The sequence below is a fragment of the Streptomyces sp. NPDC127177 genome (assembly GCF_042672475.1).
Taxonomy (GTDB): domain Bacteria; phylum Actinomycetota; class Actinomycetes; order Streptomycetales; family Streptomycetaceae; genus Streptomyces.
Genome location: NZ_JBHXUW010000059.1, coordinates 1 through 13,506, shown reverse-complemented (window position 1 = coordinate 13,506; position 13,506 = coordinate 1). Strand labels below are relative to the sequence as shown.

The window sequence follows — 13,506 nt, the reverse complement described above, 5'->3', positions numbered from 1 at the left end:
TCTATCCTTGGCGCGTACACGAAGAGTCAGGGGGAGGACGTCTCATGGAGTGGTACTGGTGGTTGCTCATCGTCTTCTGGATGGGCGGATTCGGCTGGGTGGCCGACAACGTCCGTACGGCGCTGCGTAACCGGCACACCCGCCAGCTGGAACGGCTGGAGGCCGGCAAGCAGGAGCGGCTGGCCGTGCAGGCGGCGAACAAGCCGCCGGAGCCGGTCTGCGGCTGCACGCACCACCTCGCCAAGCACGACAAGCACGGCAAGTGCCATGAGCTGGTCGAGGTGCCGACCGCCTGGGACGAACACAAGAAGCCGGTGCGCTTCGAGTCCGGGCAGTGCAACTGCCAGCAGTACGTGGGTCCGCAGCCGCTCTCGCAGGTGTACGCGGACGACCTGACCGACCTCGCCTAGGGCGTTTTCTCCGTACGGGCGCCGCCGCTACCGGTGGCCGGCCTCCGGGCCGGTCACGGGGTGGCCGACCAGCATCGTCGGGGCGTCCGCCACCCGGGTCAGGAAGACGGTGGCCGCGTTCGGGCCCTGGAGCTTCATCTTCCTGCGCAGTTCCTCAGGTTCGACCGGGGAGCCGCGCTTCTTGACCGTCAGGACGCCGACCTTCCGCTCCCGCAGCAGCGCCTTCAGCCGCTTCACGTTGAACGGCAGCCGATCGGTGATCTCGTACCCGGCGGTGTACGGGGAGTCGTACAGCTCGTCGCTCGTGACGTACGCGATCATCGGGTCGATCAGCCGGCCCTCGCACCGCCGCACGATGTCGGCGACCAGATGGGCCCGGATGACCGCGCCGTCCGGCTCGTAGAGATAGCGGCCGACCGGCCCGACCGGCGGGGCGGGCGGCACGGCCGGGGCTGACAGGGTGGCCCCGGACGGGAGCAGGGTCGCGCGGTAGGTGCCGGGCTCGAAGCCCTCGCCGAACCAGAGCACCGCCTCCTTCACATCGCCGCCGTCCGAGATCCACTCGGCCTCCGCCTGCGGGCCGATCGCCTCGTGCGGGACGCCCGGGGCGATCTTCAGTGCCGCCATCGGCGCCGTCAGCGCGGCGGCGGTCGCCCAGGACAGCGGCGGTGAATAGGCCTCCGGGTCGAAGATCCGGCCGCGGCCGCCGCGACGGGCCGGGTCGACGAACACCGCGTCGTAGGGCGAGGTGTCGATCTCCGTGACGTCGGCGCACCGCACCTCGATCAGCGCGTCCAGGCCGAGCGCCGCGGCGTTGGCCCTGGCCACCTCGGCGGTCAGCGGATCGCGGTCCACGGCGAGGACGGAGATCCCGGCCCGGGCCAGCGCGATGGCGTCGCCGCCGATCCCGCAGCAGAGGTCGGCGACGCTGCGCACCCCGGCGCCGGCGAACCGTCCGGCGCGGTGGGCGGCCACCGAGGTACGGGTCGCCTGCTCCACCCCGTTCGGTGTGAAGAACATCCGGTGCGCGTCCTGCGCCCCGAACTTCGCCACCGCCCGCTGCCTGAGCCGGGCCTGCCCGAGCGCCGCCGAGACGAGGGCGGCCGGGTGACTGCGGCGCAGCCGGGTGGCGGTGGCGAGTTCCGTGGCCGGGTCGTACGACCGCAGCCCGGCCAGCAGCTCGGCACCCTCCGGGGTGCGCAGGGCCAGGAAGCCGGCGGGGTCGGGGGCGCCGGACGTACCGGTCGGGGCTTGAGCGTTCACCCGACCCATTGTGAGCCAGCCGGGGGACCGTGCGGGTCCGGTGGCGGTGTCGGGCCGGGAGCCCGATCCCGGACTGGCAGGATGCGGCGCCATGCAGCTTGTACGACAAAAGGAAGAATTCATCATGAAGAGGCGCAGACCCGGACAGGCGGAGCAGGGGCAGGGCGGGACGGGGCGCGGCCGGGGATACCTGCGCCGGCGCCCCGGTTACGCGGTCCTGGCCGCGCTCCTGGTCGCGGCCGTCGGCTCCGGCTGTGCGGCCGGGACCGACAGCCGTACCGACGTGGGAGCCGGACAGGGGGCCAAGGCGCTCGCCGGTCAGGCCGGCCCGGCCGGGAACGCGGGCGCCGCCGGCACCCGTGCCGCCCAGGCCGAGAAGGCGCGGCTCGCCCAGGCGGCACGCGCGGTCGCCGCCAAGAAGTGGGGTCTGTCCAGCACGCCGCTGGCCGCACCCGTGCCGCCCGCCGTGAAGCCGCACATCACCACCCGCAAGGGCTTCGAGGTCGAGGGCGGTGACGATTCGCTGCCGCCGGTCTTCACCACCGTCCCGACCAAGGAGAAGATCGTCTTCCTGACGATGGACGACGGGGACGACAAGGACCCCGAGCTGCTGCGGATGATGTCGGACCTCAACATCCCGTACAGCGCCTTCCTCAGCGACTACCTGGTGCGCGACGACTACGGGTACTTCAAGGACGCGCAGTCCCGCGGGGTCACCCTCAACAACCACACGCTCAACCACCGCTACATGCCGGGTCTCTCCCACGACGAGCAGAAGGCGGAGATCTGCGACCAGCAGGACATCATCGAGAAGCAGTACGGCGAGCGCCCCCGGCTCTTCCGCCCGCCGTACGGCAACTACAACGGTGACACCCTCAGGATCGCCAAGTCGTGCGGCATCACCGCCGTACCCCTGTGGTCGGAGGAGGCGTTCCCCGACCACATGGAGTGGCGGGAGGAGGACCAGGACCTGCACCCCGGCGACATCATCCTCACGCACTTCCGGGGCAAGAAGGAATGGAAGGGCAGCATGCCCGACCTGATCCGGTCCGTCATGAAGGTCATCACGGACAAGGGATACGCCGTGGCCCGGCTGGAGGACTACGTATGAGAGGGGCGCACCGGCTGCTGGCCGGGGTGCTGGCCGCCGGTGCGCTCCTGACCGCCACCGGCTGCGCGCAGTCGGTGGACCCGATCGAACGGCTGGGCCGCAAGGCGGCCCAGCGGGTGAACCGCCCGCCGAGTGCGCCGTCCCCGCGCACCGCGGCGGTGCGCGGGGGCCACGGGGCGCCGGGGGCGAAGGTCGTCGTGTCCTGCGGCCGTTCACCCGGGTCCGGGTACCCCCGGCAGTCCGCCGATGACGTCCGGAACGGTCCGGACGAACGGATCGTTCTCCTTGAGGACGGCTCGTTCCGGGCCGGTCGGACGCTTCACACGGTGCGGCGGCAACGCCACGAGGGGCGTGAATTGGCACTCCGCTTGACCGAGTGCTAATCGCGGTCATAGTCTCAGTGCTGGCACTCCCCACTGGAGAGTGCCAGCAGTACTGATGCGACCGGCAGGTCCGGCACCCGCGACGACGGGCCCACCTGGTCGCTACCCAAAGACTGTTAACCCCGTGAGATCTCCGAAGGGGGAGACCGGATCGTGTCGACCGCCAGCTCCAAGGTTGCGATCAAGCCGCTCGAGGACCGCATTGTGGTCCAGCCGCTCGACGCCGAGCAGACCACGGCCTCCGGCCTGGTCATTCCGGACACTGCCAAGGAGAAGCCCCAGGAGGGCGTCGTCCTGGCCGTGGGCCCGGGCCGCTTCGAGAACGGCGAGCGCCTTCCGCTCGACGTCAAGACCGGCGATGTCGTGCTGTACAGCAAGTACGGCGGCACCGAGGTGAAGTACAACGGCGAGGAGTACCTCGTTCTCTCGGCTCGCGACGTGCTCGCGATCATCGAGAAGTAATTCACCCAACGCTTGCTTCTGTTCTGCGCCCCTGGCCCCCTGCGAAATAACTAGCCGGGCGGCGAGGGGCGCAGTTCTTGTTTTGAGAGGACAGTTCAGCTCCATGGCGAAGATCCTGAAGTTCGACGAGGACGCCCGTCGCGCCCTCGAGCGCGGCGTCAACAAGCTTGCCGACACGGTGAAGGTGACGATCGGTCCCAAGGGCCGCAACGTCGTCATCGACAAGAAGTTCGGTGCGCCCACCATCACCAACGACGGTGTCACCATCGCGCGCGAGGTCGAGCTGGACGACCCGTACGAGAACCTCGGTGCGCAGCTGGTGAAGGAGGTGGCGACCAAGACCAACGACGTGGCGGGTGACGGTACGACCACCGCCACCGTTCTCGCCCAGGCACTCGTCCGCGAGGGCCTGCGCAACGTGGCCGCGGGTGCGTCCCCGGCCGCCCTGAAGAAGGGCATCGACGCCGCGGTCAAGGCCGTGTCCGAGGAGCTCCTCGCGACGGCCCGCCCGATCGACGACAAGTCCGACATCGCCGCCGTGGCCGCGCTCTCCGCGCAGGACAGCCAGGTCGGCGACCTCATCGCGGACGCGATGGACAAGGTCGGCAAGGACGGTGTCATCACCGTCGAGGAGTCCAACACCTTCGGTCTGGACCTCGAGTTCACCGAGGGCATGGCCTTCGACAAGGGTTACCTGTCCCCGTACATGGTGACCGACCAGGAGCGTATGGAGGCCGTCCTCGACGACCCGTACATCCTGATCCACCAGGGCAAGATCGGCTCGATCCAGGAGCTGCTGCCGCTCCTGGAGAAGGTCATCCAGGCCGGTGCCTCCAAGCCGCTGCTGATCATCGCCGAGGACGTCGAGGGCGAGGCCCTGTCGACCCTGGTCGTCAACAAGATCCGTGGCACCTTCAACGCCGTCGCGGTGAAGGCCCCCGGCTTCGGTGACCGCCGCAAGGCCATGCTCGGCGACATCGCCACCCTCACCGGTGCGACCGTCATCGCCGAGGAGGTCGGCCTCAAGCTCGACCAGGCCGGTCTGGACGTGCTGGGCACCGCCCGTCGCGTGACCGTCTCCAAGGACGACACCACCATCGTCGACGGTGGCGGCAAGTCCGACGAGGTCGCCGGCCGCGTCAACCAGATCAAGGCCGAGATCGAGTCCACGGACTCCGACTGGGACCGCGAGAAGCTCCAGGAGCGCCTGGCGAAGCTGGCCGGCGGGGTCTGCGTGATCCGCGTCGGTGCGGCCACCGAGGTCGAGCTCAAGGAGAAGAAGCACCGTCTGGAGGACGCCATCTCCGCGACCCGCGCCGCGGTCGAGGAGGGCATCGTCTCCGGTGGTGGCTCCGCTCTGGTCCACGCCGTCAAGGTCCTCGAGGGCAACCTCGGCAAGACCGGCGACGAGGCCACCGGTGTCGCGGTCGTGCGCCGCGCCGCGGTCGAGCCGCTGCGCTGGATCGCCGAGAACGCGGGCCTCGAGGGCTACGTCATCACCTCGAAGGTCTCCGAGCTCGACAAGGGCCAGGGCTTCAACGCCGCGACCGGCGAGTACGGCGACCTGGTGAAGGCCGGCGTCATCGACCCGGTCAAGGTCACCCGCTCCGCGCTGGAGAACGCCGCGTCCATCGCGTCGCTGCTGCTCACGACCGAGACGCTGGTCGTCGAGAAGCCGGCCGAGGAAGAGCCGGAGGCCGGTCACGGTCACGGCCACTCGCACTAGCGTGTAGCTCCCCGCACAAGCGGCGGGCCCGGCACCCCTCGGGGGGTGCCGGGCCTTTTGCGTACCCGCCCCCATCCGGTCCGCTCAGCGTTGCGCGCCCTCGCGGCCATCCGGCCCGCCCCGCGTGCCTGTTTCTCCGTGGCCGTCCTGCCCCCGCCCCGCCCATGAGGTTCGCCGGCCGAATCAAGCCCCTCCGGCGATTGAGGCGCGGGGGTTCGGGGGCAGCGCCCCCGAAGGCCCCGCCCCGGACCCCCGCGCCTCACGCCACCCGCGAGGACGAACCCGTACGCCTCGGACTCGCGTGGACGGTCACCTGACGCTTCCGGCGGCCGGCCCCGCCGTCACTGAGGTCCGTACTTGCGGCCCGTCCTGGAGGTCACCCCTCCGAGCAGACCGCGCGGGGTCACCTTCACCAGACCCATCAGCGCCTTGTACCGCGGGTCCGGCACCGAGACCGACTTGCCGCGCGCCAGATCCGCCAGCGCCGCGGCCACCAGCTTGTCGGCGTCGAGCCACATCCAGCCCGGGATGTTCCCGGTGCCCATCCCCGCCCGCTGGTGGAACTCCGTCCGCACGAAGCCCGGGCAGAGCGCCATCAGCCGCACGCCCGAGCCGGCCAGGTCCTTCGCCGCGCCCTGGGTGAACTGCACCACCCACGCCTTGGACGCCCCGTACGTGCCGCGCGGCACGAACGCAGCCACCGATGCCACGTTCACGACGCCGCCCCTGCCCCGCTCCTTCATCCCGGCCGCGGCCGCCGACGTCAGCCGCAGAACCGCCTCGCAGTGCACCTTCAGCATGGCCAGCTCATCGGCCATGGGGACGTCCAGATAGCGGCCCTTGTTGCCGAACCCGGCGTTGTTCACCAGCAGATCGACCGACTGCAGACGATCGCCGAGCCGCGCCTCGACCGCCGCGATCCCGTCGTCCCGGGACAGGTCCGCGGGCAGCACCTCGGCCTCGATGCCGTGCCGGTCGTGCAGCTCGGTGGCCTGCTCCCGGAGCCGCTCGGTGTCGCGGGCCACCAGGACCAGGTTGTGCCCCTCGGCCGCGAGCCGCCGCGCGAAGGCGGCCCCGATGCCCGCGGTCGCGCCCGTAATCAGTGCAGTCGTCATACGCGGCACGTTAGTGCCCCGCACCATCCGGCCGACGACCCGCCCGCCCCCTGACCACACCCCGGGAACCGGCGTCAGACCGCCGACCGCCGTGCGACGTACTCCCGTGCCTTGGCCAGCGGCACCGGGTGCAGCGCCTCCTCGGCCCCGAGCAGCAGCGGCAGCAGATCCCGGCGGGTCGTCACCGCCCTGAACTGGAGCTCCACCGTCACTCCGTGGTCCGGCCGGTGCACGATCTCCACCGGGTCACCGGCCCGGATCGTGCCCGGCGAGAGCACCCGCAGATACGCGCCGGGGGCCGCAGCCCGCGTGAACCGTCTGACCCACCGCTGCTCGTCCAGGTGGCCCGCGAACGTACGGCACGGGATGCGGCCCGACGTGATCTCCAGGAGCAGACCGGAACCGATCCGCCAGCGCTCTCCGATCAGCGCGCCGCTGACGTCCACCCCGCTCGTCGTCAGGTTCTCGCCGAAGCTGCCGTTGCGCAGCGGGCGTCCCAGCTCCTGCTCCCAGCGGTCGAGCTCCTCGCGGGCGAAGGCGTACACCGCCTGGTTCGAGCCGCCGTGGAAGCGCAGGTCGCAGACCGCGTCCCCGGCCAGACCGCTGCCGCCGGTGCCCTCGGGGCCGGGCTCGGTGACGTGCACGGATCCCTCGACCGGGTGCTTGTCGATACCGGTCACGCCGCCCGGGGAGTCGGTGTGGGGCGCTGCCACGGGCCGGCCCGTGTTCACGGTCAGCAGTCTCATCGCACTCATGCCTGCACGGTAACGGCCACCACTCAAAGTCACACTCGAATAATTCGCACCTCCCTAAAGAACGCCTTATATTCAGAGGGTGATCGAAGCCCGTCATCTCCGTGTCCTGCGAGCCGTGTCCACCACCGGCTCCTTCTCCGCCGCCGCCCGCGAACTGGGCTGCACACAGCCCGCGGTCAGCCAGCAGATGAAGGCCCTGGAGTCCTCGGCCGGCACCACGCTGCTCATCCGGACCGGGCGCGAGATGCGGCTGACGCAGGCGGGTCAGGCTCTCGTGCGGCACGCTTCCGGCATCCTCGCCGGGCTCACCGCCGCCGAGGAGGAGGTCGCCGCGATCGCCGGGCTGCGGGCCGGCCGGGTCCGGCTGGTCTCGTTCCCGAGCGGCAGTTCGAGCCTGGTCCCCGGCGCCCTCGCGGCACTGCGCGCCGCCCATCCCGGCACCCGGGTCTCCCTGGTGGAGGCCGAGCCGCCCCGTTCGGTGGAGATGCTGCGCGACGGCGACTGCGACATCGCGCTCGCGTTCCGGTACGGCACCCGGGGCGCCGAGTGGGAGGACCTCGTGGTGCGCCCGCTGCTCACCGACCGGCTGACCGGGCTGCTGCCCGAGGGGCACCCCCTGGCGGACCGGTCGTCGGTGGGAATCGCCGAACTCGCCGGTGAACCGTGGATCGCCGGCTGCCCGCGCTGTCGCCGGCAGCTGGTGGAGGTCTGCGAGGAGTCCGGCTTCACCCCCCGGATCGACTTCGCCACCGACGACTACCCCGCGGTGATCGGCCTGGTCGGAGCCGGGCTGGGAGTGGCCGTACTCCCGACGCTGGCTATCGAGTCGGTACGCCCCCGGGGAGCCAGGACCGTCACGGTGGAGCCGGCCATCGAGCGCGAGATCGTCGCACTGACCCTGCCGGACCTGGCACAGGTCCCTGCGGTGGCGGCCACGCTGGACCAGCTGACGCTGGCCGCCGCCCGCTGAACGGGCCGGCCGCGAACCGCCTCGTACGAGGACGCGGAAGGGCCTCGACGAGGCGCTGGAGGGCCCCGACGAGACGCTGAAGGGCATCGAGCGATCGGACCCGCGAAGGGTCCCCGTATGAAGAAACGTTTCTGCCGCCGATGCGGGCGGAGGGGTGGAGTCAGCCGTGCCCCGGGGGCGACGCGGGCCCCGACGGTGCCGTCGCCGCGATCAGCCGGGTGCGGGCCCGCCCCATGAGCTCCTCGCGCTCGTCCTCGGTCAGTCCGCCCCACACCCCGTAGGGCTCACGTACGGCCAGTGCGTGTGCGGCGCACTCGGCGCGCACCGGGCACCGCATGCAGACCTCTTTCGCGGAGTTCTCGCGGGCGCTCCGTGCGGCACCGCGCTCCCCCTCGGGGTGGAAGAAGAGTGAGCTGTCGACGCCACGGCAGGCCGCCAGCAGCTGCCAGTCCCACAGATCGGCGTTGGGTCCGGGAAGGCGGGAGAAATCTGCCATTGCTTGTCCCCTCGAAACCGTGCTGAGTCGGAAACGTCGTTGTCGTCCGTCGTCGGCCGTGTTCATGACCGTACATCTACGGTGTTAGTAGATGTAAATATGACTGATTGCGAATCTAGTCACAGACACCAGCAAAAGGGAAGAAAATCCGCTAAATGGGGCATAAGTTCCTGCCAAAAGTTCAGTTGACGGCTGGACAACCCGTGGCGCTCTCCTCCGTGCACGCGCCCTCACGTAGAGTGCCGAACTCGTCTGTCCGACCCGTAACTCTTTCGAGTGACCATCGTTGAGAGTGCGGAGGCGGTTGGCAGAGAAAGCGATCGGGCAGATGTCCGAGAGCGTCAACCGCACAGGTGACGACTTGGAACAGCCTGGAGGTTCACGGTGACGCGCATCAGCTTCGGAGGGCGGTCATGACATCAGTCCTCGTCTGCGACGACTCCCCGCTTGCCCGAGAGGCGCTCCGTCGCGCGGTCGCGACCGTGCCCGGCGTCGAGCGTGTGACGACGGCGGCCAACGGTGAGGAAGTCCTCCGCCGCTGGGGTGCCGACCGTTCGGATCTGATTCTGATGGACGTGCGCATGCCCGGTCTGGGGGGTGTGGAGACCGTCCGTCGGCTGCTCTCCGCCGACCCCGGGGCGCGGATCATCATGCTGACCGTCGCCGAGGACCTGGACGGTGTCGCGCTCGCGGTCGCCGCCGGGGCCCGCGGTTATCTGCACAAGGACGCCTCACGGGCGGAGCTCCGGGCGACCGTCACCCAGGCGCTGGCCGATCCGACGTGGCGGCTGGCCCCGCGTCGGCTGCGGTCCGCCGAGATGGGTGCGGCGCCCACGCTCACGGCGCGTGAGATCCAGGTGCTCGAAGGGATGAGCCACGGCCGCTCCAACGCGGAGATCGGCCGTGAGCTGTTCCTCTCCGAGGACACGGTGAAGACGCACGCCAGGCGTCTGTTCAAGAAGCTCGGGGCCTCGGACCGGGCGCACGCCGTCGCGCTCGGCTTCCGCTGGGGCCTGGTCCGCTGAGGACCGTGCACGATCGTCAGTCGGTCCATCCCCCGTCCGCACACCGGCGGACGGGGCGCTCCGGGGACGGGTGGCCCCCCGCCCGCGGAGCCCGCCGCCCCCGCGGTATGTGACGCTTCCCGGCGGATGACGCATCCTTGAGACGTGGAGTTCCTCGGGAACGATTCGGTCGAGCGGAAGGGGAGGGCGCAGGACATGACTTCCGGCGCACCCGCTCATAACGCTTCGGTGCACAACTACGGACGCGGTGCCGCGGATGATGCGGCGCCGGGGCACCATGGTCCGATGCGCGACGACGGAACGACGGTGATCGGTGCTCTGGTGCACCGCGCCGTCGAGGGAGACGCGCAGGCAACTCACGATCTGCTGGCCCACGTCCACCCCCTCGCGCTGCGCTACTGCAGGTCCCGGCTGAACCGGCTGCCCGGTGATGCCCGCCACTTCGTGGAGGACCTGGCGCAGGAGGTCTGCGTCGCGGTGCTGATGGCGCTGCCGCGGTACAAGGACACCGGCAGACCCTTCGAAGCCTTCGTCTTCGCCATCGCCGGCCACAAAGTGGCCGATCTACAGCGGGCCGCGATGCGGCATCCGGGGTCGACCGCCGTGCCCTCCGACGAGATGCCGGAGCGGCCGGACGATTCGCTCGGGCCGGAGGAGCGTGCGCTGCTCAGCAGCGATGCGGCCTGGGCCAAGAAGCTCCTCGCCAACCTCCCGGAGAACCAGCGTGAGCTGCTGGTTCTGCGCGTCGCGGTCGGTCTGACCGCCGAGGAGACCGGACAGATGCTGGGTATGTCGCCGGGTGCCGTCCGGGTCGCCCAGCACCGTGCGCTGAGCAGGCTCCGGGCCCTCGCGGAACAGTGAGCCGCCAGCCGTCGCGGCTCCGTACGAAGCTACAGAACCTCCAGGTGATCTTGCTCGTGGAATGAGACACCCACGGAGGCCGTTAGCATGGACATCCGCACCGATCAAGGCCATTTGGGGAAGGTGTCATGACTGCAAACGTCGACGGAGTGCCCGAGAAATTCGCGACGCTCGGGCTGACATACGACGACGTGCTGCTGCTGCCGGGCGCATCTGACGTGCTGCCCAACGCGGTCGACACCTCGTCGCTCATCTCGCGGAACGTACGCGTGAACATCCCGCTGCTCTCCGCCGCGATGGACAAGGTGACCGAGGCCCGTATGGCGATCGCCATGGCCCGTCAGGGCGGCGTCGGCGTCCTGCACCGCAACCTCTCGGTCGAGGACCAGGTCAACCAGGTGGACCTGGTGAAGCGGTCCGAGTCCGGCATGGTCACCGACCCGATCACGGTCAGCCCGGACGCCACGCTCGGCGAGGCCGACGCGCTCTGCGCCAAGTTCCGCATCAGCGGCGTCCCGGTCACCGACCCGGCGGGCAAGCTGCTCGGCATCGTCACCAACCGCGACATGGCCTTCGAGTCGGACCGCTCGCGCCAGGTGCGCGAGGTCATGACACCGATGCCGCTGGTCACCGGCAGGGTCGGCATCTCCGGCGTGGACGCCATGGAGCTGCTGCGCCGCCACAAGATCGAGAAGCTTCCGCTGGTCGACGAGGCGGGCATCCTCAAGGGCCTCATCACGGTCAAGGACTTCAAGAAGGCCGAGCAGTACCCGACCGCGGCCAAGGACGCCGAGGGCCGTCTGCTCGTCGGCGCGGCCGTCGGCGCCAGCCCGGAGGCGCTGGACCGCGCCCAGGCGCTGGCCGGGGCCGGCGTGGACTTCCTGATCGTCGACACCTCGCACGGCCACAACAGCAACGCCCTCAACTGGATGGCGAAGATCAAGTCGGCCGTGAACGTGGACGTCATCGGCGGCAACGTCGCGACCCGCGACGGCGCCCAGGCCCTCATCGACGCCGGTGTGGACGGCGTCAAGGTGGGTGTCGGCCCCGGTTCGATCTGTACCACCCGAGTGGTCGCCGGTATCGGCGTCCCGCAGGTCACCGCGATCTACGAAGCCGCGCTGGCGGCCCGTGCGGCGGGCGTCCCGGTCATCGGCGACGGCGGCCTGCAGTACTCCGGTGACATCGGCAAGGCCCTGGTGGCCGGCGCGGACACGGTGATGCTCGGCTCGCTGCTCGCGGGCTGCGAGGAGTCCCCGGGCGAGCTGCTCTTCATCAACGGCAAGCAGTTCAAGTCGTACCGGGGCATGGGTTCGCTGGGCGCGATGCAGTCCCGCGGCCAGGGCCGCTCGTACTCGAAGGACCGCTACTTCCAGGCCGAGGTGTCCTCCGACGACAAGCTCGTCCCCGAGGGCATCGAGGGCCAGGTGCCCTACCGCGGCCCGCTGGGCAACGTGCTGCACCAGCTCGTCGGCGGTCTCCGCCAGACGATGGGCTACGTGGGCGCGGCCTCGGTCGACGAGATGGAGAGCAAGGGCCGCTTCGTGCGGATCACGTCGGCGGGTCTCAAGGAGAGCCACCCGCACGACATCCAGATGACGGTCGAAGCACCGAACTACAGCAGGAAGTAACGCGACAGCGCAGGTGAGGGGCGGACCGGGGTTCCCCGGACCGCCCCTCACGCGTGCGTCGGGGATACTGGTCAGCGCAGACGTAGAGGGAAAGGCCACACATCGTGACTGAGATCGAGATCGGGCGCGGCAAGCGCGGCCGCCGGGCATACGCATTCGACGACATCGCCGTCGTCCCGAGCCGCCGGACCCGTGACCCGAAGGAGGTCTCGATCGCCTGGCAGATCGACGCCTACCGCTTCGAGCTGCCGTTCCTGGCCGCTCCCATGGACTCCGTCGTCTCACCGCAGCACGCCATCCGCATCGGTGAGCTCGGCGGCCTGGGCGTGCTCAACCTCGAAGGCCTGTGGACCCGGCACGCCGACCCGCAGCCGCTGCTCGACGAGATCGCCGGGATGCCCGTCGAGTCGGCCACCCGCCGGCTCCAGGAGATCTACTCCGCCCCCATCCAGGAGGAGCTGATCGGGCAGCGCATCAAGGAGGTGCGCGACTCCGGTGTCGTCACCGCCGCCGCGCTCTCCCCGCAGCGCACCGCCCAGTTCTCCAAGGCCGTCGTCGACGCGGGTGTGGACATCTTCGTCATCCGCGGTACGACGGTCTCCGCCGAGCACGTCTCGGGTGCGGCCGAGCCGCTCAACCTGAAGCAGTTCATCTACGAGCTGGACGTCCCGGTGATCGTCGGCGGCTGCGCCACGTACACCGCGGCCCTGCACCTGATGCGTACCGGCGCGGCCGGTGTCCTCGTGGGCTTCGGCGGCGGCGCGGCGCACACCACGCGCAACGTCTTCGGTATCCAGGTCCCGATGGCCACCGCGGTCGCCGATGTGGCCGGTGCCCGCCGCGACTACATGGACGAGTCCGGTGGCCGGTACGTGCACGTGATCGCGGACGGCGGCGTCGGCTGGTCCGGTGACCTGCCGAAGGCCATCGCCTGTGGTGCGGACGCCGTGATGATGGGTTCCCCGCTCGCCCGCGCGACGGACGCGCCGGGCCGCGGCCGCCACTGGGGCATGGAGGCCGTCCACGAGGACGTGCCGCGCGGCAAGCTGGTCGACCTCGGCTCGGTCGGGACGACGGAGGAGGTCCTCACCGGTCCTTCGCACACCCCCGACGGCTCGATGAACATCTTCGGCGCGCTGCGCCGGGCGATGGCGACGACGGGCTACAGCGACCTCAAGGAGTTCCAGCGCGTCGAGGTGACGGTGGCGGACTCGCAGCACCGCCGCTGAGCGTTCCCCGCATGACGGGAGGGCCCGGACCGCAGATGCGGTGCCCGCCCCCCCCCGTGTGGGCGGGTG

General features: G+C 70.4%; 14 protein-coding genes. 10 read left to right on the top strand and 4 right to left on the bottom strand.

Going from position 1 to position 13,506, the window contains the following annotated elements; all coding sequences use genetic code 11:
* Positions 1 to 44: 44 nt before the first annotated feature.
* Positions 45 to 410: a hypothetical protein gene (locus ACFVJX_RS29135; protein WP_384123237.1), complete on the top strand. Its 366-nt coding sequence runs from the start codon at positions 45 to 47 to the stop codon at positions 408 to 410.
* A gap of 27 nt (positions 411 to 437) precedes the next feature.
* On the opposite strand, the gene ACFVJX_RS29130 is transcribed toward ACFVJX_RS29135, so the two are convergent.
* Complete coding sequence (locus ACFVJX_RS29130; RefSeq protein WP_384123235.1) at positions 438 to 1,682, bottom strand: methyltransferase domain-containing protein; 1,245 nt, start codon at positions 1,680 to 1,682, stop codon at positions 438 to 440.
* Positions 1,683 to 1,797: 115 nt separating this feature from the next.
* On the opposite strand from ACFVJX_RS29130, the gene ACFVJX_RS29125 reads away from it, so the two are divergent.
* From ACFVJX_RS29125 to groL, 4 genes are all read left to right on the top strand, one after another.
* On the top strand, positions 1,798 to 2,784 hold the full coding sequence (locus ACFVJX_RS29125; RefSeq protein WP_384123233.1) for a polysaccharide deacetylase family protein: 987 nt from the start codon (positions 1,798 to 1,800) through the stop codon (positions 2,782 to 2,784).
* A complete protein-coding gene (locus ACFVJX_RS29120; RefSeq protein WP_384123231.1) occupies positions 2,781 to 3,167 on the top strand; it encodes a hypothetical protein in 387 nt (128 codons plus the stop codon). The genes ACFVJX_RS29125 and ACFVJX_RS29120 overlap by 4 nt, the downstream gene beginning before the upstream one ends.
* Before the next feature lie 153 nt (positions 3,168 to 3,320).
* The gene (groES, locus tag ACFVJX_RS29115; protein ID WP_018101172.1) at positions 3,321 to 3,629 is read left to right on the top strand and encodes a co-chaperone GroES; all 309 of its coding nucleotides are present in this window, start codon (positions 3,321 to 3,323) and stop codon (positions 3,627 to 3,629) included.
* A 103-nt stretch (positions 3,630 to 3,732) separates the two neighbouring features.
* Positions 3,733 to 5,355, top strand: a complete 1,623-nt coding sequence (gene groL, locus ACFVJX_RS29110; RefSeq protein ID WP_384123229.1) for a chaperonin GroEL — start codon at positions 3,733 to 3,735, stop codon at positions 5,353 to 5,355.
* A 341-nt stretch (positions 5,356 to 5,696) separates the two neighbouring features.
* Here groL and ACFVJX_RS29105 read toward each other — a convergent pair whose 3' ends face one another.
* Together ACFVJX_RS29105 and ACFVJX_RS29100 are read right to left on the bottom strand one after the other, a co-directional pair.
* Positions 5,697 to 6,470, bottom strand: coding sequence for an SDR family NAD(P)-dependent oxidoreductase (locus tag ACFVJX_RS29105; RefSeq protein ID WP_384123227.1), 774 nt, complete (start codon positions 6,468 to 6,470; stop codon positions 5,697 to 5,699).
* Between the two features lie 74 nt (positions 6,471 to 6,544).
* A complete protein-coding gene (locus ACFVJX_RS29100) occupies positions 6,545 to 7,216 on the bottom strand; it encodes an MOSC domain-containing protein (protein WP_384123390.1) in 672 nt (223 codons plus the stop codon).
* An 88-nt stretch (positions 7,217 to 7,304) separates the two neighbouring features.
* Here ACFVJX_RS29100 and ACFVJX_RS29095 point away from each other — a divergent pair, with 88 nt between their 5' ends.
* Positions 7,305 to 8,195: a LysR family transcriptional regulator gene (locus tag ACFVJX_RS29095; protein WP_384123225.1), complete on the top strand. Its 891-nt coding sequence runs from the start codon at positions 7,305 to 7,307 to the stop codon at positions 8,193 to 8,195.
* Positions 8,196 to 8,355: 160 nt separating this feature from the next.
* Here ACFVJX_RS29095 and ACFVJX_RS29090 read toward each other — a convergent pair whose 3' ends face one another.
* Positions 8,356 to 8,691 (bottom strand): WhiB family transcriptional regulator, encoded by a 336-nt coding sequence (locus ACFVJX_RS29090; protein WP_384123223.1) that lies wholly within the window; start codon positions 8,689 to 8,691, stop codon positions 8,356 to 8,358.
* A 413-nt stretch (positions 8,692 to 9,104) separates the two neighbouring features.
* On the opposite strand from ACFVJX_RS29090, the gene ACFVJX_RS29085 reads away from it, so the two are divergent.
* From ACFVJX_RS29085 to ACFVJX_RS29070, 4 genes are all read left to right on the top strand, one after another.
* Positions 9,105 to 9,716, top strand: coding sequence for a response regulator transcription factor (locus ACFVJX_RS29085; protein WP_003948568.1), 612 nt, complete (start codon positions 9,105 to 9,107; stop codon positions 9,714 to 9,716).
* A 285-nt stretch (positions 9,717 to 10,001) separates the two neighbouring features.
* The gene (locus ACFVJX_RS29080) at positions 10,002 to 10,577 is read left to right on the top strand and encodes a sigma-70 family RNA polymerase sigma factor (RefSeq protein ID WP_018101160.1); all 576 of its coding nucleotides are present in this window, start codon (positions 10,002 to 10,004) and stop codon (positions 10,575 to 10,577) included.
* A 128-nt stretch (positions 10,578 to 10,705) separates the two neighbouring features.
* A complete protein-coding gene (gene guaB, locus ACFVJX_RS29075) occupies positions 10,706 to 12,208 on the top strand; it encodes an IMP dehydrogenase (RefSeq protein WP_384123220.1) in 1,503 nt (500 codons plus the stop codon).
* A 104-nt stretch (positions 12,209 to 12,312) separates the two neighbouring features.
* Entirely contained in the window at positions 12,313 to 13,437 is a 1,125-nt protein-coding gene (locus ACFVJX_RS29070) for a GuaB3 family IMP dehydrogenase-related protein (RefSeq protein ID WP_097870356.1), read from the top strand.
* Positions 13,438 to 13,506 lie beyond the last annotated feature (69 nt).